The organism is Streptomyces fildesensis, assembly GCF_016107395.1.
In the GTDB taxonomy this organism is placed as follows: Bacteria; Actinomycetota; Actinomycetes; order Streptomycetales; family Streptomycetaceae; genus Actinacidiphila; species Actinacidiphila fildesensis.
This window is the reverse complement of sequence record NZ_JAAIKO010000062.1, coordinates 1-20,976: the sequence shown is the minus strand read 5'-3', so window position 1 is coordinate 20,976 and position 20,976 is coordinate 1. Positions and strand designations below refer to the sequence as shown.

The following is a 20,976-nucleotide window of genomic DNA, read 5'->3' as shown; positions in this document are numbered from 1 at the left end:
GAAGGCGGTTGCGGCGCCGACGCACAGCCCCTGGCAGCAATTGACTGCCGGTCAGTGAGATGAGTCACCGTGAGAAAAGTAGAGCCCCGGACAATCCGTCCGGGAAGGGCATCGCGCGTGGTGCAAAACCTCAGCCTCGCACTGTTGCCACTGTCCCTTGTCGTAGGGCTTTTGGGGACCACTCCCCCTGCGATGGCCGACGAGCCGCCGTACCCCGTGGACCCTGTCGATGCCACCCCCCTGACGGACCGGGGCCGGGTAGTTGAGCTCTGGAGCGAGGGCGGCCCAGCAGTCAAGGCGGCAGCACGAGTCGCCCTACTCGGAAGCGATGACGACGTCCCGCGTTTCCTCGACACTGAGGAGCCGGTTGCTGAACTCCATGACGATCGCATCCGCGCCGCCTGGCGGCTACCTCACGATCGAGCCCCACAACGAGGCGCGCGCCTGGGTCGGCTCAACGGCAAGGGACCTCACCATGACCTTCACCTGCGCCGAAACAGCGACGGTCCCCAAGACCGGGAAGGTCAACCTGATCGGCTCCGACTGCGAAATGAGCAACGCGTCCTAGGATCCTTCGCTCTACAGCACGGTCGTCCTGCGCCGGTAGTACGCGACCGTCGTGGCCGCCAGGAGGGGCCCCCAGGCCAGCAGCGGAGAGTAGCAAGCCACGAGGAGCACTTGCTGGGCTGGCGTCTGCGTGACGCGCGCGATCAGGCCTGCCGCCTGGGAGCAGGCGAACCAGCCTCCTATCGTGCACAGCGCCGCCGCCCCGAGCAGCGCCGGGACCACCGCCGCGAGCGTACGCACTCGCCGCCCGCCGATGAGCGGGAGCCAGCGGGGTGCCATCTCGCCCCAAGGTCGCACCAACCCGAGTGCGAGCAGGGCGAGGCCTTCGGATATCACGGTCAGCGAGACGGCCAACACCACCTCGCGGCCGTTCCGGCCCGACTGCTCGGCCACCGGGAGCCCGGAAACTTGGGCGATCCGCCACAGGCCGGACGGCAGGGTAACGAGGGGTACGGCGTGGGCGGCGAGGACAGCCCAACGCGGAACCTGGGGCAGCGCGTCGATCTTCAGCATGCGTTCCATCGTGCTGAGGCGCAGGTCGTCGCACATCAGCACGCAGGATGACCTGTTCCCCATACGGGGGAGAACTTGTATCGGATGTCCGACGCACCCAGCTCCAGCGCGCCTGGCCAGTCGCGGGAGACCCTCCGGCGTCCCTGGGAGAACCGGTCAAGGCGGAGCAGCAGACCCCGGCTTGGTTCCGTCGGGGTTCAGGAACATCCGCGCCCGCCTGCTCTCCCGACCCGTGTTCATCCAACGGCACGGGCACCGGACGTTCACCGGATCCTCGAACCCTCACCGGGCGCCCCGCTACGACGTCGGGAAGACCGTCGAACGCGAACTCATGATCGCCGCACATCAACTCGACCTTGTTGCAAACCGTGATCTTGGAGCGACGCCGTCGCAGCTTCCCATGCACGCACAACCGCTCCGATTTCCTCGAAGAAGGCGTGCGCGCGGCGGTGCGGCCAGAGGCGGGACAGACCCGCGCCGGTGAGCATCTCGGTGACAGTGCGCCGCCGGCAGCGTCATGCCCGGAACCCTCAGCGGCAGTTCCTCTGTGTGGAGGTATCTGGATTCACCGTTGATGGTTCTTGGCGTTCAGCCTGCTTGTCCCCTGGTCAGAGCTAGCTCACTCGGACAGGGAGCTCCTCTGCTACTCTTTCCATACCAAACTTTCTGGTATGGAGTGAGGGATCATGATGAGCGCGGGAAAGCCGGCGTGGCTGGCCGAGGGGTTGGCGTTGCTGGCCGAACAGGGAGCCCCGGCGGTGACCCTGGACCGGCTGTGCGAGCGGATGGGCATGTCAAAGGGTTCCTTCTACCACCACTTCGGGTCGATGCCGAAGTATCGGCGCGGCTTGCTCTCCCACTTCGAGGCTGAACACACCACGGCGATCATCGATGCGGTGCAGGCGCTCGCCGAGCTGCCCGCGCGGGAGCGGCTGGGCCGGCTCGTCGTGGAGGCGATCAAGGACACCGGTCCGGATCTGGAGATCGCCATGCGGGCCTGGGCGAAACAGGACCCTGAAGCGGCTTCGGTCCAGGGACGCGTGGACGCGACTCGGATCGCCTATCTGCGCGATCTCTGCCATGAGGCCGGGCACCCCCAACCGGAACAGATGGCCACGCTTCTGTACGTGATGTGGATTGGGGCGGCGCACCTGATGCCCCCGCTTCCGGGCGCGCAGCTGCGCGGCCTGTACGAGGCGATGCTCGCTCTGCTGGATCGGCCCACCTCGTACGCCTCGGCCATCGAGGAGAGTGCGCCGTGAGCCTCATTGGCACCGTGCCCGAGCTGGCGTCTCTGCTCGCCGACGCCGACCACGTCGATGTGAAGGCAGCCGAGTGCGAGTCCACTCTTCGCGGGTTCCTCGCAGCGGCCATGGGGCGACGGCCCGCCTGGATGAGGACCCTGTTTCGCGGCAGGGCGGTCGTCGCCCGGCTGCTGCGGCTGCGTGAATCGGGCGTCCCGGCCGGCGTGCCGTTGCGACCCGAGGATATCTCCTTCACACCGGGCGACAAGGTCGCGTTCTTCACCGTCAGCGCCGCCGCCGAGGACCGGTTCATCGTCCTGGAGTCAGCCGACACGCATCTGATCGGGTATCTCGCTGTCCTCGCTGGGCCGTCGGCAGGTGGTCGCACCAGGTTCGAGGTGGTCACGATCGTGCGCTACCGCCGCTGGACCGGTCCGCTCTACTTCAATCTCATCCGTCCCTTCCATCACCTGGTGGTCCGCAGCATGACCAACGCGGGCAGCCGCCCAGCCCCTGGCACTGTAGAGAGGATCACACCGAAATGAGCACCCCGGCCCGTTCGACTCCCCGCATACCCGAGTCCGCGCGGCTCGCGCGTTGGGTTCCCCGCCTGATTCTCGCTGGCGCCACCGTCCACATGGTGGGGGCCGCAGCCAACTCGAGGTGGCGGGGCATCTTCTCCGACGGCCTATGGAACACCGTGGGCGCGGGCAACGACGCCCGTGTGGCGACCCTCTGGTTCATGATCGGCGGAATAGCCCTCTTCGGCCTCGGCATCCTCACCCGCACATCCGTGATGCGCACCGGGAAGGTACCCGTCGAGACCGGATGGATCCTGCTGGGGCTCGGGATACCGATCGCACTGCTGGAGCCCGCGTCCGGCGCGTGGCTGCTGATCGCGATCGGCGTCTTGGCCCTGGTGACGGCCCGCCAGGGCAAGGAGCACGCCGATGTGGCGTGACGGCACGACCATGATTGCCGCGGTGGCCCTGACCGCGGTCGGCACACTGCACGTGGTGTGGGCGCTCACTCCCTGGCCGGCCCGCTCCTATCCGGAGTTGGGCCGCTTCGTCTACGGAGGGCTGGCATGCCGCCCAAACCGGCCTGCCTACTGGTCGGGTCCGGTCTGCTGGGCGCGGCTTACTGCCTGCTCGCCCTCGCCGACTTCACTCCGGAACTCGGCCCGCACTGGCTCTATCGCGTCGGTATCTGGGCCCTGACCGTGTTACTCCTGCTGCGTGGGCTGGCCGGCCCGCCGTTCAGCCTGCGCGGGGAACCCGAGTTCGTGCGCTGGAACGGGCCTTGACCCAAGGCCCGGCGGCGCTGTCCGCACTGATACCCCGTCACCGCTGGTGCGGAGTTTTCCCGGTGACCCCCGCCTGGCACCGCCGACTGATCGCCGCGAAGTGGGACTACTCCGCACGTCCCGGCCGTACCGGTCGCCCGCGGACTGCCGCCGTGCTCAGGAAGCTCGTACTGCGGCTGGCGCGGGAGAACCCGCGTTGGGGACACAGGGGGATCCAGGGCGAGCTGGCACGGCTCGGACATCCGATCGCCGCGTCCACCGTGTGGGAGATCCTGCACGCGACGGGGATCGACCCGGCCCGTGCCGCTCCGGCCCGACCTGGCGGCAATTCCTGGCAGCCCAGGCCGAGGGCATCGTCGCGGTCGACTTCTTGCACGTGGACACCGCGCTGGGCCACAGGTTGTATGCCCTGGCGTTTCTCGAACACGGCACGCCGCGCCTGCAACTCACCGGTGTCACCGCCCATCCCACGCGGGACTGGGCCACCCAGCAGGCGCGCAACGTGGCCGCCGATCTGGGCACGCGCATGGAGTCGCTGAGGTTCCTGCTGCGCGACCGCGACGGCAAGTACGGCCCAGCCTTCGACGCCGTTTTCGAGTCCGAGGACCTGGACGTGGTCTTGAGCGCCCCGCGGGCGCCTCGAATGAACGCGCACTGCGAACGGGTGATCGGCAGTATCCGGCGCGAGGTACTCGACCACATTCCGATCACGTGCGAGGCCCACGCCCGACAAATCCTGAACGCCTACCAGCAGCACTACAACGGACAGCGGCCCCACCGAGCCCGCCAACAGCTACCGCCCGACGCGGATCAGCAGACCGCCCCCGTCCACGACCTCGAAGGCCGCAGGCTCCTGCGCACCCGCATTCTCGGGGCATCCTCAACGAGTACCGGTACGCGGGCTGACGTGCAGCGATGACTTTCCGAGCCCCACAGGCCCCGACCGCGGCGTACACCGCCGCCGAGGCCCATGTGCCCTCTGCCGCCCAGCAGTTCGCAGCCATGGCCGAAAGGACCGCAGCCCGCCTTGTCCGCGGAGCTGTCGCCGGCGCAGTGCGTGCTGTACGCGGGCGTTGCCGGGCCCTGCGCTAGAAGGTCAGGTTCCAGGCGTCGATCTTGCCTGTGTCGGAGGCGGCGTTGTCGTTGACGCGCAGCTTCCAGGTGCCGTTCGCGACCTCCGAGGAGGCGTTCACGGTGTAGGTCTGGGCGATGTTGTCGGCGCTGCCGCCGGCGTGGTTGTGCAGCGTGTAGACGCTGCCGTCCGGCGCCACCAGGTCGACCTTCAGGTCACCGATGTAGGTGTGCTTGATGTCCACACCCACCTTGAGGGTGGCTGGGGCGTTGCCGGTCACGCCGGTGACGGCGATCGGGCTCTCCACGGTCGCGTTGTCGTTGATGGAGAAGTCCGCGAGGTTCTCGAAGTACTTGCCGGGCGGCGGGGTGGTCCCGACGGCCTTGAGGGCGTCGGCCTGTCCCTCGCCGAAGAACGAGTTGTTGGCCGTCGTGCCCGTGCAGCGGCCGTCCGAGGGGCAGGCGATGTCGTTGGCCTGGGCGGCCAGCTTGGCGCGGATCTGCGCCGGGGTGATGCCCGGGTTGGCGCTGGCGATGAGTGCCGCCACGCCGACGACGTGCGGGGTGGCCATCGAGGTGCCGCTCTTGCTGCCGTAGCCGCCGCCGGGGACGGTGGAGTACACGTTGCTGCCCGGCGCCGCGACGTCGATGACGCTCTGGCCGTAGTTGGAGAACGAGGCCTTGGTGACGCCCGTGCCGTTGGCCGCGACCGTGACCACGCCCGGCAGCTCGGTCGGGATGTCGAGGCAGGCGTTGGTGATGGTGCGGGTGACCGGTGTCGAGTCGTTCGGGCTCGCGGAGTCGGTCGTCTTGTGGGCGAGATCGTAGTTCTCGTTGCCCGCGGCGGCGATCTGGAGGGAGCCCTTGCCCTCGGCGTACTCCTGGGCGCGCTTGACGCCCTCGATGATGGCGGCCTGGTCGATGTTGTCCGGGCAGTTGAACTGCCACGGGTCCGTGTAATAGCTGTTATTGGTGACCTTGAAGCCGTGGTCACCGGCCCAGACGAAGCCGCAGATGGTGTTCTCGGCGAAGAAGAAGGAGTTGCCCGGCTCGGCGACCCGGACCGCGGAGATCGTCACCCCGGGGGCGACGCCGACGACGCCCTTGCCGTTCTTGGCCGCGGCGATGGTGCCCGCTACGTGGGTGCCGTGCGTGTCGACGTCCCGCCAGGCGCCGGCACGGGTGTCGGGCTTGCCGTAGGCGCAGGAGACCGAGTCGGCCGCGTCGAAGTTGGGCGCCAGGTCCTGGTGCTGGTCGTCCACACCGGTGTCCAGGATGCCGACCTTGACTGAGGCGGAGCCCAGGTTCACGGCCCAGGCCTGGTCGGCCTTGATCTGGCTCATGTCGGCCCGGACCGGTTCTCCGGCCGGGGTCGAGGCCTGAGCCGGATTGGCCGGGAGCGCCGGGTTGTAGGCGTCGGCTGGGACGTCCGAGGTGCGCGTGGCGCCGACCTGCTGCACGCCGGCGACGCCGCGCATGGTGGCGGCGAATCCGCTGGACGCCGAGTGGGCGACGATCACGCCGATGGCGTCGTAGTTCGAGAAGACGGTGCCGCCGTTGGCCGCGATCGCGGAGCGGACCGCCGAACTGTCACCGGGGGCGGTGATCACGAGGTAGGCACGCGTGCCGGCCACCCAGGCCGCACTCTGGGAAGCCGGCACGGCGGCCGGAGCGTGGGCCTTGGCGGCCGGCGCGGTGGAGGGGGCGACGGGGAGGGAGCCCGCGAGGGCGCCCGGGGCGCCGAACGCGAGGGCGGCGCCGAGCGTGGCCGCCAGCACCAGCGTGCGTCTGGGGCGGCTGGATATGTGGGGTATCAATGCGTCCTCCGGAGACGGCCCGGTCGTGCTGAGGGCACCGGCCGGGCCGTACGAAACGAGTGGTGAATGCAAGATGTCAGACGGGTCCTCCTGTACGGAAGTACCTTTCCGAGCCGCGACGTTATAGGGGCATGGCTGAAAAGCCCCGCTGGGGGTGCTGGCGCAGTGGCGCAGTACCGGATTGGTCACCACCGAGCAGATGCACCGGGTGATCGCTCCCTCTGCGCGTATCGGGCAGACCCGGCGGCGGCTGGCCCGGCTGGGCGTTGAGGGGCTGGTCGACCGCATCACCCTGCCGCAGGCCGGACGGACCCCGGTGTGGTTCTCCACGGCGTACGGCGTGCAAGTCGTCGCACCCCCTCAGAGGGGAGAGGGTGTTCCGTCCCGTTGTTTCATCCCGGATCGTTCACTACAGGCACTGGCCTGCCGTCTCCTCCAGCCCTCGACTGATCGGCCGCTCGCGACCCCAGGCGGCCAGCGGCTGGAGTGCGTCGTTGAGGCGCTTGCCGTCCTCGGTCAGTGAGTACTCGACGCGGGGCGGCACCTCGTCGTAGGAGACACGGTGCACGACACCGTCCGCTTCCAGCTCACGCAGGTGAGAGGCCAGCACCTTCTCGGTGATCCCCGGAAGCAGTCGACGCAGCTCGCCGAAGCGACGGCAGGGATGTTCGTGGAGCGCCCAGAGAATCAGCACCTTCCACTTGCCGCCGATCACCTCCATCGCGGTGTCGATCCCGCAGACGTGTCCGTCTGGCGTGCCCGGCCGGTTCAGCCTTGTCATGCCCCACCCTTCCGACGTGCTCGCTCACCCCGGGGTAACCACCCACTGTCAAGTGCGTACTTGATCACCCCCGGACTTGTGGCCAGCCTAGTCGGCATGGCACAGAACACTGTTGAGAAGACTCCCGTCACACTGCTGGGCCTCGGCGTGATGGGCACCGCGCTGGCCCGTACCTGGCTTGCCGCCGGCCACCCGCTGACCGTCTGGAACCGCACCCCGGCCCGCGCCACGGCGCTCGCCGCTGAGGGGGCAAGGGTCGCGGACACCGCCGCTGAGGCGGTCGCAGCGAACACCCTGGTCGTCGTTTGCCTGTTGGACGACACCTCGGTCGACGGGGTGCTGGCCGGCACCGACCTGGTCGACAGGGACCTGGTCAACCTGACCACCAGCACCCCTGCCCAGGCCCGCGCCCGCGCCGAGTGGGCCCGCGAGCGCGGCGCCCGCTACCTGGACGGCGGGATCATGGCCGTCCCTCCAATGATCGGCGTCCCGGAAGCTGGCGGCTACGTCTTCTACAGCGGCTCGCCAGAGCTGTTCGAGCGACACAAGCAGACCCTGGGCGTCCCGGTTGGCACTACCTACGTCGGCGAGAACGCGGGCTTCGCGGCCCTGCACGACGTGGCTCTGCTCAGCGCCATGTACGGGATGTTCGCCGGGTCCGCGCACGCCTTCGCTCTGATCCGCAACGAGGACATCGACCCCGAGGCGCTCGCCCCGTTGCTCGCCGACTGGCTCGTCGCGATGGCCCCGGCAGTTCACCAAACGGCCAACCAGCTGCGGAGCGGTGACTACACCAAGGGTGTCGTCTCCAACCTAGCTATGCAGGTGGCCGGCACGCCGACCTTCCTGAGCACCGCCGAGCAGCAGGGGGTCAGCCCGGAACTGCTCAGCCCCTACTTCGAGCTGATGCGCCGCCGCCTGGCCGAGGGCAGCGGCGAGGAGGACCTGACGGGCGTGATCGACCTGCTGGTGAACTGACCGGCCACTTGCCGCCCGAGAAGCGACCTTGCTGGTCACAGGTCTCTACGAGTAGCTGTGAGCAGCACTTTCGCTACACGCCCTAGTCGCCAACGCCGCTGCCGCTGGATTGGTTCACGCTCCCGCGCCGGCTTTTCCCGGAGCGACGCAGCACCTCGCCGGCGGTGAGCGTCACGAACGCCACGACACGGACCCAGCGGGGCCCGCCACGCTCCGCCCACACCACGCATGCGCACCCGCCGACCGCGAGCGCCAGGACGCCGAGCAGTACCAGAACGATCATGTTCCCCTCCCCCGCGCTTGTCTTTAATACGGTCCCGGTAATCCTCTCAGACCGGGAAGGGTGCCCTTGCTCGAGCCTGGGCGAGGGCGCGGTTCACGGTGCGCTGCGTGGGGTGAGTTCCCCGCCGGGCGGACGTCTCAGGCCAGTGGTGACGTGCAGGCCGCACCGGTGCAGGCGCGGTCGGCGAGGACGGGGACGGGGACGCCCTGGCGTTCGCAGATCCGGATGAACTTGTGGGTGCGGGCCGCGGTCAGGTCGTGGGTGGGGCCCGGCAGCGCGGGCGAGATCCACAGAACCTCGCCGATCGGGTCGGTGACGACCTGGAGGTTCACGTGGTGGCGGCGGTGCTTGGCGGAGCATTCGGCGCGGCTGCCGCCGACGCGGTAGCACTCGGCGAGGGTGCCGTCCAGAAGGACGAACTCGGGATCGTGCTCGCGCAGCGTCTTCAGCAGGCCCGGGGCCCGGTCGGCGAGCAGGCCCGTGACGGTGGTGACTTAGGCGTGGGCGATGCCGACGGATATCCCGAAGCCGGCCGCGATCCGGGCGAGGGTGTCGTGGCGGTGCAGGTACACCAGCGCGACGAGTGCGCGACGGTGCGGCGGGAGTATGCAGCGCCTGTCACCCTCACGGGTGACGATGAGCATCGTGACCCACTCCACCAGGGTGTGCGGGAGGTCGAGTGCGGCGGGATAGGGAACCAACAGGACTCCCGTGTCGGCGGGTTGAGACTTCGAACACCTCCCTCAACAGCGTGCCCGCGTATGGGAAGTGTGAAGCCAGGCTTCATTGGCGAGTCCTTCGGTGATCCGTGAACCGTTCGCTCAGACGGGAAGTTGGGTGATACTGAGGGCGAAGTCCAAGTTCCCCACCCCGTGGTTGGCGAGGCCCACCGTGACCCCCAGCTCCTTCCAGCCAGTGCGCCATTTTCAGGCCGCCGACGTCCAGAGGGCGCAGCCCGAGGCTCTCGATGAACGCCTCCACACTTGCCTTGGCCTGCGCATTATCGCCAGCGAAGAAGACGTCGGGCCGACCCTTCTCCAGGACATGGCGGAAGATGGTGTTGAACGCCTTCACCACGCTGGCGCCGGCCGGGGCCGCCTTGGCGACTTCCTGCGCGATCGAGGTCTCCCCGCGGTGGGCCAGCCCGTCGAACGTGGAATTGAAGGGATTGCTGATGTCGACGATGACCTTGCCCGCGAGAGCGTCTCCGTACTGGGTGATGACCGGCACGACACCGTCGTGCAACAGGCCCGAATCCGCTGGCATTCACGGAACTGGCCGCCCGCCCGTTGAAGGCCGCAGCAGCAGAAACCGCCGGGGAGACGGCGAACCCCGAGGCCCCGCCGACGTGGTCGGCCTTGCGGCTGCCGGCCCCGCACGCTGCCGTAGTGCTGAACAGCCTCAGCGCTCTGCCGGACAGCTCGACGGCACGGTAGCCCTGTCCGTCGCGGACCTCGCCCTGCCTCCGTCACCCGATCAGTGGCCACGCTGAAAATGCTCACTGCCGAAGAGTCGGTAGCGGACCAGGTCGATCGACCTGTTCGCGTATGGCGTGGACGTCGTAGCGCGTGAAGTCGCCGGCGTTACAGATCAGGCGCGGCCCGTCCACCGGGACGGCGGACGGGCCGCGAAATGTTCGGCGATGCAAGATCACAGGGCTGATCCGGGCCTCAACTCTGGCCGGGCCACCACTATCGGCTCCCGTGGATCAAGTTCGCATACGACCCGGACAACTTCTTCCACGCCAACCAGAGCATTCAATATTAGCCCGCCGAAAAACAATTACTCTTCGGATTTCGGGGTGTCGAGCAGCCAGCTCACCGGCCGCGAAGGGTCCGGGTCATAGCGACAGGACGCTCCCGTGTGAATGGTGTCGCGCAGTAGCCGGGCGAGTTGGGCGTCGTGGTGGTCGATGCGGTCGAGGGTCGACGCGATCGCCTTGCGCACGGCGATTCTGGCTCGCTCGTGCGCTGAGGTGAAGCGTCGGCGTCGACCGCCGAGGCCGGTAGCAGTGCGGACCTCGGCGAGTAGGGCCTCGCGTTCGAGGCGCAGCCGGTCGAGTCTGGCGTGGTCGGTCCACGACTCGGCTTCGTCCAGCTCAGCGTCGATATCACGCAGCCGGTGGTGGTAGGCCACCAGGGCCTGTTTGTCGATGATTTCGGCTGTGTCCGATTCCGTGACGACTCCGGCATGACCCGGTGCTGCGGCGGACAGGTCGAGCACGCTCAATTCGACGCCTGGGCTGCGGAGGAGTTCACGCAGGTAGAAGAGTCCCTTGAGGTCTGACAGCACGATCGTCGTGCCGTTGGTGCCGACGACCCAGCCGAGTTCGCCGTCTCGGTGCAGGTGCACGGTGACGGGAGGGGTTGTAGGTGTCGCCGCCGCGGGAGCGATGAGCCGGTCCCGCCACCAGGCGGCTCCAATCCGCTGGTAGGCGGATGCCGCGTTGTGGCGCCACCGCGTCGTGTCGGGTCTGCCGAGTACTTGTTCGGCGCGATGGAGGTAGTCGTCGACCACGCCGTGGAAGGTCACCGCGCCGGCGTTGAGTACCGCTCGGCCGGCAAAGGGTTCCAGCAGGCGGGCGCCGTCGGCGACGATCTCATCGCTGTGCAGCGCGGCGGCGACATCGACGAGCGAAGTGACGGTGAGTAGGAAGTCGACATCGCGGGGCACAGTCGCCAGCCCGGCGCCGGCGAGCTGGTGCAGCAGCTGCTCCGCGCGGTTGGGTTCGTCTGCGGCGAGCCAGAACACCGCGGCTTCGGCGGACACCGAGGGCACTCCCTCGCTGGAGCCGTATGCCTCGAACGCGGCGGCCTCGCTCCGCAGCGTCTCGGCGTCACCGACGTGTCGTGCCCGGGCGGCGACGAGGCTGTGCACGACCGCCTCCCGGTCGGGCTCGGCGGCCTGGCCTCCGAGGTCGTGGGTGATCGGGATGAGCCGATCGGCTGTGTCGATGTCGCCGGTGGCAAGGGCGTACATGGCCCGGCGGGACGCGGCGAAGAAGGCGGCGCGGGCCGAGCCCGACTCCTCGGCGATCATGTCGAGCGCCCGAAGCTGGCGCTGCACAGCGACCACGTCAAGGCATTCCCACGCGGTGGTCAGACGCCACAGATGAGCGGTCAGCCGCTGCGCGGGTTCGGTGAGATGGGCCGCGGCGTCGGCCAGTCGCGCCGAGAGAGCCAGCCGTTCGGCGAAGTCGTCGGGCCCCCAACTGGCGAGCAGCGCGGCGTCGAGGGCGTCGGCGACGACCTCGGGATCGCCGAGGCGGTCGGCGAGCGCGACTGCTTCCCGGGCGAATGCCACCGCTCGCTGGGTCTCGCCTCCGTAGGCCCACGCCCGCGCGAGCGCGGCGGCGAGCCGGCATCGGCTCGCCGGCTCGACCGCCACGGTGTACGCCTCGTGGATCAAGGCAGGCACGTGACCCGGATGTGTGCCGAAGTACTGACTCGACGGCAGTCTCAGTGCCGCCGCAGCCATGAGTTCGGCGTCGCCGTTGTCGCGGGCCTCGTAGTAGGCCGCCAGCAGTGCCGCTCGGGCGGCGGCGACCGTGCCGGCCGCAGGCTCCATGGCCAGATCATACTGCGGTCCGGCCCGCGGTCACGGTCTGTGCAGCCGCACGGACCTGGCGTGTTCCGCGACGCGGGCTCGATCCCAGTCGCCAGTGCAGTACACGGAGAGCTGCGAGATCGACCCGTCAGCCACGTCGGCGCGGAACAGCTCCCGGCAGTACCAGGATTCGCCGTCCTGCTCCCACTGTTCCTCGACTTCCAAAACGAAGCCCGTCGCCGTGGCGTCGTACCGGGACCGGGACACCCGGCCGGCGGCGGGGTGCCCGGCCTTGCGCAGCGCGACGAGATCGCTGATTCCCTGTGCCTGCAGGCGCCACCGCGGCAGCGTGAAGTCGCAGAACGCGTCCGGCGTGAACAGGCCCGCCGGCGGGATCCCGGTCTCGCGAAAGGTGACGAGCCGGTCGGCCAGCTCGCGGGCCGTGGTCTCAACGGTTCGCTGCGTGGTACTCATCGCGTACCTCCCGAGGCGGCCATGTTGGCGGCCACGACCGCCATCGTCTGCCGGAACTCCTTGGACGGGCTGAAGTCGACGGTCTCGGTCCCCGCCGTCACGACGGGCACGTGGCCGGGCGGGGCATAGTAGACGTCGCCGGCTTCGTAGGTCTCGGTGCGGTCACGGTAGCGGAGCAGGAGCCGGCCGGAGAACACCATGCCCCAGTGCGGGCACTGGCACCGGTCGTCGGGCAACCCGCGAAACGCCTCCGTGCCGTCCGCGTCGCCGGGAAAGGTCTCGAAGGAGACCGTGTAGTCGTCAAGCTCGATGTACCGGCCCTGGATGACTGGTGCGTCGACGAGGAGCGGAGCCTCGTCCTTGCATGTGCGCGGCATGATGGCCTCCTCAGCGGTTGTGCTGTCACCAAGAAGGCGTGACATAGAGGCATCACATTGTGACGTCACGCTCCGTACGGTCGGCCCGCCGCCACACACCAGACGCGATCTTGATGACCGTCAACTTCGCCGCGCCGGCCGGACGGCGGCGTGAGCATCCTGCCGCTGTCCAGCGCGCAGGAACCGGATGAGGAGGGCGCCGGCCAGGATGAGGAAGGCGATGTTGAGGAACGTCGTGTAGTTCCAGGTGACGCCCTCCATGGGGAGCTTCGCGTCGGCCTGGTCGGGGATCAGGCCGATACCGCCGAAGGTGAACTCCACGATTGCCCGCCAGCAGGCCGACCGCGGACTGGCCGGCTCCGTGGAGGGCCACGCCGCGCAGTTCACCGCGGCGGAATTCGTCGGCGGCCCCATCATGATCGTCGTCCTGGCGGTGCTGTTCCGACTGTCCCTCCGGGACAAGCTCCTGCGCCTCGGGAACATCCCGAACGGAGACTCCTCGCCCTCACCACGCCGACGCGTAGGACACGCCGATAGTGCGGTCAACGGGTCTGTGCAGCGCCTTGCCGGAGTACGACAGCCGCAGCGAGAACAAGTAACAACGGGTGGGCACCCCCGCCAGCACGATGTGGACATCACCGAAGTCGACCTCCGCTTCGTCCCCCGGCATGTGGGACTGCGGGCCGAACATCTCCTCCGGCCCGGGTCCGGCCTCCCACCGGATCTCCTTGCGCCGCACAGCGACGTAGGCGCGGACCATCTGGTAGGAGATCCCGGCCGCCGCGTGCTCGTCCAGCAGCCGGTCGAAGATCCTCTTCACGGTGTGCTTCTGCTTCGGCGGCGCGTCGAGGTCTGCCTCCAGCATTCCATCGATCACCGGCTTATACGGGTCCAGCCTGGTCGGACGCGGTGCCTGCTTCTTCCGGGGCTCAGGCCAGTTCGAGTCCAGGGCCTTGCGGATCGTCCGCCAGGTCGCCCCGTACTTGCGCTCCAGAGCGCGCATCGACAGGCCGGCACGCTGGTCACGGCGGATCGCCGCGTACAGCTCGACCTTGCTCGTCGATATGTGCATTCGGACCCCCAGCGGGAGAAGCACACCGATCGTCCCACTGCAAGGACATCACCCTTCACAATACGAAGCCGCCTTCCGCACTGAACGACAAACACCTCCCCTACTCACCTACATAGCCATGCGCTCAAAGGCGAAGCCGCGCCGCCTTCGCGTGGCGCGCCACCAAGCAGTCACAAGTACTGAATTCAGCCGTGGAAACATGATGGCGAGCATGCGTCAGTGGCCGCCGCGCAGCCCCGTCACAGCGACCTCGACGAGGCGGCGCACTGCGACCTTGGCCGTAACAACGCGTAGAGGCAGCAACTCGCGAGTTCTTCGGGGGAAACGTCATCCCGGCGATGCCGCAGGCAGGCAGCGGCGGGGCCCGAGGGCCCCGGCCGCGTGCCCGCCGGGATGGTGTGTCAGACCATGGCGATGGCGAGCCGGTCCACCAGCAGCTCCACCCTCGGCTCGGTGTGCTCCGGCGGCAGCCGTCCCGACCGGGTCAGGGTCGCCACCCCGTGCAGGGACGCCCAGAACACCTCGGTGAACAGCCCCGAGTCGACGCCGTCCCCGGCGACCTCTCCGAGGCACTCCAGCAGCGCGGCGAAAGCGTCCTTGAGAGGTGCCGGGGTGTCCTCCTGTGCGTACGCCAGACCGCCGTCGAGCTGGAAGATCGCGTCGTATACCGCCGGGTTGCGTGCGGCGAAGGCGAGGTAGGAGCGCGCGAGGGCGGCGACCCGCTCGCGCGGGCCGTCCACGGCGGCGGTCGCGGCCCGCACCGCCGCGGCCAGCTCGGTGGCGCCCTGGAGGGCGACGGCGCCGATGATCTCGCGCTTGCCGCGGAAATGGCTGTAGAGGACGGGCTGGCTGTACTCGATGCGTTCGGCGAGCCGGCGGGTGGTGACCGCGTCCCAGCCCTGCTGCTCGGCGAGTTCACGGGCTGTCGCCACGATGAGGCGCTCGCGCTCCGCCCGTTCGCGTTCCTTGCGTTCCTGTACCGACATGATTCGATGCTAGCACTGCTAGACAAGAGAGCGGCAGCAGTACTAGCGTTGACTCGTCAGCTAGCAGCACTAGATGCCAAGAGGGTCATCATGCTCAACGCACTCGAGGTCGTCACCACCGTGATCGTCGGCGTGATGGTGGGGGTGGAGTTCTGCGTCGCCTTCGTCATGGGCCCGATCCTCAACGCCCTCCCGGAGGACAGCGGCCAACTCGGCCACGCCCACGGGGGCCGGATGCTCGGCGCCGTGATGCCGTTCTGGTACATCGGCTCGCTCGTCCTGGTCGGCATCTGGGCTTTCGCCGGGTGGGACCACCAGGACACCGGCCTCGTCGTCACCGCCGGGACGCTTCTGATCCTCAGCGTGGTCATGTCGCTTCTGCTGCTCGTTCCGATCAACAACCGGAACAAGACATGGACCGTTGACAACCGGCCCGCCGACTGGAAGCAGCAGCTGAACCGCTGGGAGCGTCTCCACTACATCCGCGTCGCCGTCATCATCGCCGCCTTCGCCCTGCTGGTCACTGCCCTCACCTGAGCCCACGGGCTCACCCGCCCGGTCGTCAGCCGCAGCTCACGAAGACTCGCAAGGGGAAGAACGATGTCGCTAAAGAAGATCAACACCGTCCTGGCCGCCGCCTTCATCCTCTTCATCCTCTGGTTCGGGACGGAGTTCATCCTGAGCCCGGAGACGACGGCCCCGGGCTTCGGCCTCCCGAGCTGGCCGTCCGGCGACGGCGGCGGCTTCCTGATCATCAAGGGAATCCGCGACGTCGTCCTGGCCCTGGTCCTCGGCATCCTGCTGGTGACGGACCACCGCCGGGCGCTGGGCTGGGTGCTGCCTACGCCCGCGAACCGCCTGCAACACAAGGCCCAGCCCTACCCGACCCAGACACCCCGCCGCCGGGTGAGCCGGCGGCGGGCGGCAGGGGATGACATCCGGCGCGACTGAGGCAGGCACCCCTCCCGTCACCGCCTGGATGGCGTTCGGCACCAAGCAGCAGCGCGCCGACATGCGGCCGCTGTGCCAGCACGGCACGGTCTCGGCATCCTCGGCCCGGCGGCACGAAGTTTAAGTGCGTGGCGTGGCCAGGTCGTTGACACGGGCGGCGGTAGCAGGCGGCGTAGGCGGGAGTTTTGCGACGCGCTGCACCGGCTCGGAGTTCCTGTCGATCTCCAGCATCCGCAACGGTGGCCCGGCCTCCTTCGCGCGCAGCACCCCCTGTGCACGCACGTGTCGCCTGGCCGAGGTGGCCAGCGCGTGGGAGCTGCGGCCCGCCAGGAGGTGATATCACCGATGCCGCCCTGGGTGAACGCGACGACGGCGGCGTTGACGCTCATCGCGCGCAGTGCCACCACGCCCCGCACCACCGTCCGCAGTCTCACGGGGGCATATACATCTGTCGTTCCCCCAGCGGTTCGCTGACAAGGTGGTGCCGGTCGTACCCGGGGGCTGCTGACGACCCTTCAGTTATCGGCGGATGTTAACGGTCACCTGGATGCCGCCGGCGGTGCCCATGGCCCCACCGATGACACCGACCGCCACGGCGGCCTCGCCGTGGTCGGTCAGAGTCAGAATGACCACCGCGATGACGGACAGCAGTCCGGTCAAGGTGGTCAGCCAACTCAGAAGACGAACATCAGTCCGCACCCCGGCGGTGCGGCTGCGGCGGGATTGACGGTTGACCTGCGTAGCAGGTGTGGGGCGCGCCATGGTGGGCTCCTGTGTCCGTGGTCGGTTGGTCTGCGCTCCACGGTTCCGGAACCACAATTGATGCAGAACGTGACCAGGAATTACTCCAGGGGGGGAATGAACATGGCGCGTCCCGGACGGCCTGTGGAGCCTATTGACGAGGGCCTGCCCGAACCGGTGTTCAGCTGGACGACCACCGTGCGCCGTGTCGTCTTCGATCCGCTGAAGAGCGGTGATCGGCCGCTGACGCTGAAGGACATCGCCCAGCGTCTGCTGGAAACGGCACCGCCTGAAGCAACGGACGACAAGCCCGGAGCCGCGGGAGCGAAGCGGCTGGGTGCGTTGCGGTCGGGGCGTAGCGAGGCCTCGGTGCAGCGGATGATCCAGGGCCGGTTGGTGCCCACGCGGGATGTTGTTTTCGATCTCCTACGGGTTCTTGAGGAGGAGCGTGGCGTGCCACAGCGTCACGACGTGGAGGAGCTGTGGGCGGCGTACAAGCTGGCCCTGCGAGAGCGTCTGCCGGACGTGTACGCGGTGTACGCAGTAGTCGACGGGTATGCCAGTGCGCGTTTGCTGGTGGGTTTTCAGCAGCAGCAGATCATCTGGCTCGAAAAGGATTTGATGAGGGACAAGTGCCGGGCGGTACGGGCGGACGAGCGGGTCAAGCGTGTGCTGCGGGCACAAGCTGTTCTGCGGCGGGCGCTGCGGGCGGCTGGGCAGGAAGTGGACCGGCTGCGCGTGCGGGAGCAGCGGATGAGGCAGGCGCTGGACGGTGTTTCCGCTGAGGTGGCCAGGCTGCGTCAGGACGTGGCCACGGCTCGAGCGCAGGTCGAGCACTGGCAGGAACAAGCGGAATGGCACCTGCGGGAGAAAGAGGAAGCCCGGAAGGAGTCGGCGACGGAGCGGGAGGCTTGGCAGGAGCGGGAAGCGTTGTTGCTGGAGCGGCTCGCGCAGGCCTGCGAGACCTTGCAGATCGCCGCTGAACAAGCAGCGGCGCTCAAAGCGGCCCTTCGGGTCCGGGAGACCCACTGGCGTGATCAGGCCCAGGCCGGCCACGCCGCAGCCCGCTCAGCGCTCGGCGACGCCGATGCCGCTCGCGGCCAAGCCGCCGTAGCCCTGGCCGAAGCGGAGGCCGCCCGGGAGGAAGCCACCCGCGTGCTTGCGGCACAGCAAGAGCGTGCAGACGCGCTCGGCGCCGCGGTCTGCACCGAGCAGGAACAGGCGCAGCAGACCATCAGCCGCCTGGAGGAGGAGTTGCGCCAGGCCCAGGCGCAACTGCGTGCGGCGCGGCAGAACGCGGTACGCCAGGACGCTCAACTGACCTCGTTCATTGCCGAGCGCGCACTCAACGCCGACCTCGACGACATCGTCAGCCGAGCTCTCGTCCAGCACGAGGAACTGGGCGCCGGCGAACCCGCCTGGATTGACGCACGACCTGAAGCAATCCATATCCCCAGCTCAAAGGGACATCCGCCGCCAGGCCCGAACGGGGACAGCGACGCCGCGATGGCAGCCCTTGATGCGCCACCGGGGCATGACGCCGGCCGGCCCGGCAGCCCGGTGAAGCCGCCCGAAGGCACTGGTCTGGATGCACGTGTGGTGCAGGACACCGACCAGTCGACCGTGCCGCCTTACCGATCCGTTCGGCTCCCGGACGCCCGTTTTGGTACCGGCCACACCTGTCCCCCGGGCCCAGCCGTCCGTGGGGAGGCACCCCAGAGCGTCGGCCCGCGGGCCGCGAAGGATGGAACCGCCGACCCGGACACCTGCGAGCCCCCGTCCTTTCTGGCGGTATCCGGCACAGCCGGACCCGGATCCACCGCCGGCACGCCGCAGTCCCGCGCCACAGGATCGCAAGCCGGCCGCGGGCCGGGAGAGGCCAAGCTCATCGTGCGAGGGTTCGCCGCGTGTGTTGCGGTAACCGCCCTCTTCGCTCTGTTCCTGGTCCTGCTCCCAGCTCCGCCGGGCCCCGCCACCTATGTATCGGGCAGTCAGCCCGCTATCTACCAGTCCGGTACCGGCGCTTTCGGCGAGAGCACCACCACCTACACCTGGACGGTGGGCGGCAACCGGTCCGTCCGGGCCCACTTCAAGCTGACCGACCAAGCAAGCACCATGCCTGGCCACCTCAGCGTCGAACCCGCGAAAGGCTGCCGTCCCAACGTGCAGTGGGCCCTGACCATTGACGGCAAGACCATCGCCGACGGCACCCTCACCGGCACGAACACCCACAAGATCAAAGGGACAGCCCCCAATAACGCCAAGACCCTTGACATCACCGCCACCTACGCCCAGGGCACCTGCACCGCCACCCTGTCCTGGAGCGTCGGCACCTGAAGACGCTGCCCTTGTCGCTGGCCCGCAGGGTTCGGCCGGTTCGGCTACCTCAAGCCCCGGCCCCGGCCGGGGTTCGGCCACGGCAACAACAAGCTCGAGGGCCCGTGCGGAACACCCAGGGTCGGGACGCCCTCCCCCTGCCGCCTGCCGCTGCGGTGTCGGCGTCGATCGCGTCGAACTCCATGGCCCACCGGGTGAACTCGTCTCGCCCTCGATGCGAAACCGTGGGCGGATGCGCCGATACATTCCGCTCACGCTCGCCGCAGTACTGCTGACGGCAGGCTGCGCCTCAGTAGCCCCCTTGATGTCAACGGTCATTGAGATGCCCAGGTGGGCGGTCGTCGAGAGTCCAGGCTGGTGGCCATCAGAAATCCATGCCGGTGGCCAGCGTCCTCTGAACGGTCTTGACCCGATTACCCCACGATCTTGGTTGGTGCGGTTGTTTCGGGGCCGGCTGGGGTCAGGCTCCAGCCCGCCGGGACGTCCAGGCCCGGATGAGTTCAGCGGCCAGCCAGTGGCCGCGCGTTTCTGCCTCTTCGGCGGGCGGGATGCCGTTGGCGTCCCGGAGCGGGTCGGCGCCTCGGGCCAGCAGGAAGGCGGTGACGTCCACGTGGAGTGGGTCGCCGCTTTGGACGTGGCCGTCTATTTCGACGTCGATGGCGTGCCGCAACAGGGTCCAGCCGTCACCTCTGTCGTCCTCCACGTCATATCCGCAGTCCAGGAGTTCGCGAAGCCGCGGTAGATCCTCCTGCTCGACAGCAAGGTGGCCGGGCGACAAGGACATGGGTTCCTCCGAGGGCAGGCCGCTGGCAGCGGTTGATGTCACGCCAAGAGATACCAGTTCGCGACCGGTCAAGACCGCTGGTCAGAGGACAGCTCGTGGTGTTCCTGAGAGTGAGGGGTCAGTTCAAGGCGACCACCCCCTCTCCCCAGTCGAACTGCAGCCACCGGCCCGGCTCGGGGATCCACGGACGGTAGGTCCGCCGCTTGCCGGCCTTCCACGCGGTCTTTGACGCGTTCACCGCCCGCCGGGTCGAGCGGGCGCTGCCCGGGTAGCCCATCTTCACGAGCTTGTCGTGAACCACGTCGGCACGGATCGTCGCCTTGGACTGCTCGACCCACTCCTCGATCTTCTCCAGGAAAGCGTCGATCATCTTCGGCCGCGGCTCGCGCTCGTACGGGTTGCGCCCGCTGTCTCGGGCCTCGACATAGCGTTTGACCGTCTTCGGGTCGTGTCCTGTCAGGGTGGCTGCCGACCAGACCGTCTCGGTCAGGTCGTACGCCTCGAATATTTCCATGATCTCTCTGTCAGACTTCGTCACAGGACCTCTTCGACCGGTTCGCTGATGCTTCGCAAACACCAGCAAACCGGACGGAGGGTTCTCCTTCAGATAAGGAAGCGATCAGGAACATTACAGGTCGGAGGGCCATCCACCTGGATTTCTGGTGGCCATCAGCCGGGACTCAACTAGCCGCACACCAGGACTCTGCCACGACCGCCGACATTGAACACAAAGACGGGCCGCGACCTGGTCCCGGCAAGCCGCCCCTCCCCTGCCGCTACGGAGACCTGGCCGGAGCCGGTACCGGCTCCCCTTCACGCGGAGCTCGCAATGGCCGGCCCCGATAGCGCGTCACCCATTGACGGAAGCTCGCATGAGGCGACCTCTGGTGAGCCAGCCCGTCACGCGCATTCCATCGCGCATGGCACGCGCCCGTACCGAGGCACGGTGAAGTGCCCGGGCCATCCGGCAGGCCACCCGGTCCAGGCTGCTCCTCGCTCGCAGTCGCGGCGCGGGACGGCTACCCAGCATCCGTACGCCACCTACGACAGTGCGATCGTCTGTTCCTGGGCAAAGAACAGGGGCTTGGATCCCGCGGTCACGTCCGTTGGCGTGGTGTATCGACGGCCAATCGGTGACTCGTTTTCAG

23 protein-coding genes and 6 pseudogenes are annotated in these 20,976 nt (G+C 68.4%); 13 read left to right on the top strand and 16 right to left on the bottom strand.

The annotated features are described in order from the left end of the window. Window positions 1–192: 192 nt before the first annotated feature. Window positions 193–354, top strand: a pseudogene (locus tag C6N31_RS44640) (ALF repeat-containing protein); the annotation flags it as partial. A gap of 25 nt (window positions 355–379) precedes the next feature. Beyond that, entirely contained in the window at window positions 380–568 is a 189-nt protein-coding gene (locus C6N31_RS39190; protein WP_138358778.1) for a DUF8094 domain-containing protein, read from the top strand. A gap of 11 nt (window positions 569–579) precedes the next feature. Here C6N31_RS39190 and C6N31_RS39185 read toward each other — a convergent pair whose 3' ends face one another. Next, the gene (locus C6N31_RS39185; protein WP_232486200.1) at window positions 580–1,116 is read right to left on the bottom strand and encodes a hypothetical protein; all 537 of its coding nucleotides are present in this window, start codon (window positions 1,114–1,116) and stop codon (window positions 580–582) included. A 650-nt stretch (window positions 1,117–1,766) separates the two neighbouring features. Here C6N31_RS39185 and C6N31_RS39180 point away from each other — a divergent pair. The 5 genes and pseudogenes from C6N31_RS39180 (at window position 1,767) to C6N31_RS39165 (ending at window position 4,536) form a co-directional block, all read left to right on the top strand. Next, a complete protein-coding gene (locus C6N31_RS39180; RefSeq protein ID WP_198359364.1) occupies window positions 1,767–2,342 on the top strand; it encodes a TetR/AcrR family transcriptional regulator in 576 nt (191 codons plus the stop codon). Window positions 2,343–2,356: 14 nt separating this feature from the next. Beyond that, window positions 2,357–2,869 (top strand): DUF2867 domain-containing protein, encoded by a 513-nt coding sequence (locus tag C6N31_RS39175; RefSeq protein ID WP_198359363.1) that lies wholly within the window; start codon window positions 2,357–2,359, stop codon window positions 2,867–2,869. After that, window positions 2,866–3,285 (top strand): DUF6463 family protein, encoded by a 420-nt coding sequence (locus tag C6N31_RS39170; protein ID WP_210340064.1) that lies wholly within the window; start codon window positions 2,866–2,868, stop codon window positions 3,283–3,285. The genes C6N31_RS39175 and C6N31_RS39170 overlap by 4 nt, the downstream gene beginning before the upstream one ends. 126 nt (window positions 3,286–3,411) lie before the next feature. Then, window positions 3,412–3,630 carry a DUF3995 domain-containing protein gene (locus tag C6N31_RS44635; RefSeq protein WP_138358784.1) on the top strand — a complete coding sequence of 73 codons (219 nt, stop codon included), beginning with the start codon at window positions 3,412–3,414 and terminating at the stop codon, window positions 3,628–3,630. Then, window positions 3,615–4,536 (top strand): annotated as a pseudogene (locus C6N31_RS39165) (integrase core domain-containing protein). Before C6N31_RS44635 ends, C6N31_RS39165 begins: the two are co-directional and overlap by 16 nt. Before the next feature lie 182 nt (window positions 4,537–4,718). Here the strand turns inward: C6N31_RS39165 and C6N31_RS39160 are convergent. Then, on the bottom strand, window positions 4,719–6,479 hold the full coding sequence (locus C6N31_RS39160; RefSeq protein ID WP_198359367.1) for a S8 family peptidase: 1,761 nt from the start codon (window positions 6,477–6,479) through the stop codon (window positions 4,719–4,721). A gap of 193 nt (window positions 6,480–6,672) precedes the next feature. Between C6N31_RS39160 and C6N31_RS44630 the strand changes: the two genes are divergently transcribed. Further along, entirely contained in the window at window positions 6,673–7,041 is a 369-nt protein-coding gene (locus tag C6N31_RS44630; RefSeq protein WP_269288620.1) for a replication-relaxation family protein, read from the top strand. Here C6N31_RS44630 and C6N31_RS39150 read toward each other — a convergent pair. Beyond that, window positions 6,928–7,299, bottom strand: coding sequence for a winged helix-turn-helix transcriptional regulator (locus C6N31_RS39150; RefSeq protein WP_138358984.1), 372 nt, complete (start codon window positions 7,297–7,299; stop codon window positions 6,928–6,930). The genes C6N31_RS44630 and C6N31_RS39150 overlap by 114 nt on opposite strands. A gap of 96 nt (window positions 7,300–7,395) precedes the next feature. Here C6N31_RS39150 and C6N31_RS39145 point away from each other — a divergent pair, with 96 nt between their 5' ends. Beyond that, complete coding sequence (locus C6N31_RS39145) at window positions 7,396–8,277, top strand: NAD(P)-dependent oxidoreductase (protein ID WP_138358986.1); 882 nt, start codon at window positions 7,396–7,398, stop codon at window positions 8,275–8,277. A gap of 82 nt (window positions 8,278–8,359) precedes the next feature. Here C6N31_RS39145 and C6N31_RS39140 read toward each other — a convergent pair whose 3' ends face one another. From C6N31_RS39140 to C6N31_RS47070, 4 genes and pseudogenes are all read right to left on the bottom strand, one after another. Continuing rightward, window positions 8,360–8,560 carry a hypothetical protein gene (locus tag C6N31_RS39140; protein WP_138358988.1) on the bottom strand — a complete coding sequence of 67 codons (201 nt, stop codon included), beginning with the start codon at window positions 8,558–8,560 and terminating at the stop codon, window positions 8,360–8,362. A 67-nt stretch (window positions 8,561–8,627) separates the two neighbouring features. Next, a pseudogene (locus C6N31_RS39135) lies at window positions 8,628–9,261 on the bottom strand (transposase); the annotation flags it as partial. Window positions 9,262–9,381: 120 nt separating this feature from the next. Then, window positions 9,382–9,808, bottom strand: a pseudogene (locus C6N31_RS39130) (NADPH-dependent F420 reductase); the annotation flags it as partial. A gap of 249 nt (window positions 9,809–10,057) precedes the next feature. Next, window positions 10,058–10,166 (bottom strand): annotated as a pseudogene (locus C6N31_RS47070) (DUF5655 domain-containing protein); the annotation flags it as partial. 77 nt (window positions 10,167–10,243) lie between these two features. On the opposite strand from C6N31_RS47070, the pseudogene C6N31_RS46270 reads away from it, so the two are divergent. Beyond that, window positions 10,244–10,327, top strand: a pseudogene (locus tag C6N31_RS46270) (BBE domain-containing protein); the annotation flags it as partial. A gap of 15 nt (window positions 10,328–10,342) precedes the next feature. Here C6N31_RS46270 and C6N31_RS39120 read toward each other — a convergent pair. The 6 genes from C6N31_RS39120 to C6N31_RS39095 form a co-directional block, all read right to left on the bottom strand. Then, entirely contained in the window at window positions 10,343–12,127 is a 1,785-nt protein-coding gene (locus tag C6N31_RS39120; protein ID WP_138358990.1) for a hypothetical protein, read from the bottom strand. Between the two features lie 30 nt (window positions 12,128–12,157). Continuing rightward, a complete protein-coding gene (locus C6N31_RS39115; protein ID WP_198359362.1) occupies window positions 12,158–12,580 on the bottom strand; it encodes a hypothetical protein in 423 nt (140 codons plus the stop codon). Continuing rightward, window positions 12,577–12,957, bottom strand: coding sequence for a cupin domain-containing protein (locus C6N31_RS39110; RefSeq protein WP_138358994.1), 381 nt, complete (start codon window positions 12,955–12,957; stop codon window positions 12,577–12,579). Before C6N31_RS39110 ends, C6N31_RS39115 begins: the two co-directional genes overlap by 4 nt. 120 nt (window positions 12,958–13,077) lie before the next feature. Beyond that, complete coding sequence (locus tag C6N31_RS39105) at window positions 13,078–13,278, bottom strand: hypothetical protein (protein ID WP_306665065.1); 201 nt, start codon at window positions 13,276–13,278, stop codon at window positions 13,078–13,080. A 184-nt stretch (window positions 13,279–13,462) separates the two neighbouring features. Then, a complete protein-coding gene (locus C6N31_RS39100) occupies window positions 13,463–14,029 on the bottom strand; it encodes a hypothetical protein (protein WP_187145208.1) in 567 nt (188 codons plus the stop codon). A gap of 401 nt (window positions 14,030–14,430) precedes the next feature. Further along, window positions 14,431–15,015 carry a TetR/AcrR family transcriptional regulator gene (locus C6N31_RS39095; protein WP_138358998.1) on the bottom strand — a complete coding sequence of 195 codons (585 nt, stop codon included), beginning with the start codon at window positions 15,013–15,015 and terminating at the stop codon, window positions 14,431–14,433. A gap of 90 nt (window positions 15,016–15,105) precedes the next feature. On the opposite strand from C6N31_RS39095, the gene C6N31_RS39090 reads away from it, so the two are divergent. Together C6N31_RS39090 and C6N31_RS39085 are read left to right on the top strand one after the other, a co-directional pair. Beyond that, window positions 15,106–15,552, top strand: a complete 447-nt coding sequence (locus C6N31_RS39090; protein ID WP_138359000.1) for an anthrone oxygenase family protein — start codon at window positions 15,106–15,108, stop codon at window positions 15,550–15,552. A 63-nt stretch (window positions 15,553–15,615) separates the two neighbouring features. Beyond that, window positions 15,616–15,966: a DUF4267 domain-containing protein gene (locus C6N31_RS39085; RefSeq protein ID WP_232486198.1), complete on the top strand. Its 351-nt coding sequence runs from the start codon at window positions 15,616–15,618 to the stop codon at window positions 15,964–15,966. Window positions 15,967–16,485: 519 nt separating this feature from the next. On the opposite strand, the gene C6N31_RS39080 is transcribed toward C6N31_RS39085, so the two are convergent. After that, the gene (locus tag C6N31_RS39080) at window positions 16,486–16,728 is read right to left on the bottom strand and encodes a hypothetical protein (RefSeq protein ID WP_138359002.1); all 243 of its coding nucleotides are present in this window, start codon (window positions 16,726–16,728) and stop codon (window positions 16,486–16,488) included. A gap of 60 nt (window positions 16,729–16,788) precedes the next feature. Here C6N31_RS39080 and C6N31_RS39075 point away from each other — a divergent pair, with 60 nt between their 5' ends. Then, complete coding sequence (locus C6N31_RS39075; protein WP_138359004.1) at window positions 16,789–19,044, top strand: hypothetical protein; 2,256 nt, start codon at window positions 16,789–16,791, stop codon at window positions 19,042–19,044. A 460-nt stretch (window positions 19,045–19,504) separates the two neighbouring features. Here C6N31_RS39075 and C6N31_RS39070 read toward each other — a convergent pair whose 3' ends face one another. Together C6N31_RS39070 and C6N31_RS39065 are read right to left on the bottom strand one after the other, a co-directional pair. Then, window positions 19,505–19,828: an ankyrin repeat domain-containing protein gene (locus tag C6N31_RS39070; protein WP_138359006.1), complete on the bottom strand. Its 324-nt coding sequence runs from the start codon at window positions 19,826–19,828 to the stop codon at window positions 19,505–19,507. A 118-nt stretch (window positions 19,829–19,946) separates the two neighbouring features. Further along, window positions 19,947–20,342 (bottom strand): hypothetical protein, encoded by a 396-nt coding sequence (locus C6N31_RS39065; RefSeq protein WP_138359008.1) that lies wholly within the window; start codon window positions 20,340–20,342, stop codon window positions 19,947–19,949. Window positions 20,343–20,976 lie beyond the last annotated feature (634 nt).

Excerpts from the sequence above, each read along its gene's own strand:
- C6N31_RS39075 (WP_138359004.1), top strand. The coding sequence starts at position 16,789 with ATGCAGAACGTGACCAGGAATTACTCCAGGGGGGGAATGAACATGGCG.
- C6N31_RS39120 (WP_138358990.1), bottom strand. The coding sequence starts at position 12,127 with ATGGAGCCTGCGGCCGGCACGGTCGCCGCCGCCCGAGCGGCACTGCTG.
- C6N31_RS39190 (WP_138358778.1), top strand. The coding sequence starts at position 380 with ATGACGATCGCATCCGCGCCGCCTGGCGGCTACCTCACGATCGAGCCC.
- C6N31_RS39185 (WP_232486200.1), bottom strand. The coding sequence starts at position 1,116 with ATGTGCGACGACCTGCGCCTCAGCACGATGGAACGCATGCTGAAGATC.
- C6N31_RS39070 (WP_138359006.1), bottom strand. The coding sequence starts at position 19,828 with ATGTCCTTGTCGCCCGGCCACCTTGCTGTCGAGCAGGAGGATCTACCG.
- C6N31_RS39150 (WP_138358984.1), bottom strand. The coding sequence starts at position 7,299 with ATGACAAGGCTGAACCGGCCGGGCACGCCAGACGGACACGTCTGCGGG.
- C6N31_RS39170 (WP_210340064.1), top strand. The coding sequence starts at position 2,866 with ATGAGCACCCCGGCCCGTTCGACTCCCCGCATACCCGAGTCCGCGCGG.
- C6N31_RS39095 (WP_138358998.1), bottom strand. The coding sequence starts at position 15,015 with ATGTCGGTACAGGAACGCAAGGAACGCGAACGGGCGGAGCGCGAGCGC.
- C6N31_RS39110 (WP_138358994.1), bottom strand. The coding sequence starts at position 12,957 with ATGCCGCGCACATGCAAGGACGAGGCTCCGCTCCTCGTCGACGCACCA.
- C6N31_RS39180 (WP_198359364.1), top strand. The coding sequence starts at position 1,767 with ATGATGAGCGCGGGAAAGCCGGCGTGGCTGGCCGAGGGGTTGGCGTTG.
- C6N31_RS39140 (WP_138358988.1), bottom strand. The coding sequence starts at position 8,560 with ATGATCGTTCTGGTACTGCTCGGCGTCCTGGCGCTCGCGGTCGGCGGG.
- C6N31_RS44635 (WP_138358784.1), top strand. The coding sequence starts at position 3,412 with ATGCCGCCCAAACCGGCCTGCCTACTGGTCGGGTCCGGTCTGCTGGGC.
- C6N31_RS39080 (WP_138359002.1), bottom strand. The coding sequence starts at position 16,728 with ATGGCGCGCCCCACACCTGCTACGCAGGTCAACCGTCAATCCCGCCGC.
- C6N31_RS39090 (WP_138359000.1), top strand. The coding sequence starts at position 15,106 with ATGCTCAACGCACTCGAGGTCGTCACCACCGTGATCGTCGGCGTGATG.
- C6N31_RS39100 (WP_187145208.1), bottom strand. The coding sequence starts at position 14,029 with ATGCACATATCGACGAGCAAGGTCGAGCTGTACGCGGCGATCCGCCGT.
- C6N31_RS39085 (WP_232486198.1), top strand. The coding sequence starts at position 15,616 with ATGTCGCTAAAGAAGATCAACACCGTCCTGGCCGCCGCCTTCATCCTC.
- C6N31_RS39065 (WP_138359008.1), bottom strand. The coding sequence starts at position 20,342 with ATGGAAATATTCGAGGCGTACGACCTGACCGAGACGGTCTGGTCGGCA.
- C6N31_RS39115 (WP_198359362.1), bottom strand. The coding sequence starts at position 12,580 with ATGAGTACCACGCAGCGAACCGTTGAGACCACGGCCCGCGAGCTGGCC.
- C6N31_RS39145 (WP_138358986.1), top strand. The coding sequence starts at position 7,396 with ATGGCACAGAACACTGTTGAGAAGACTCCCGTCACACTGCTGGGCCTC.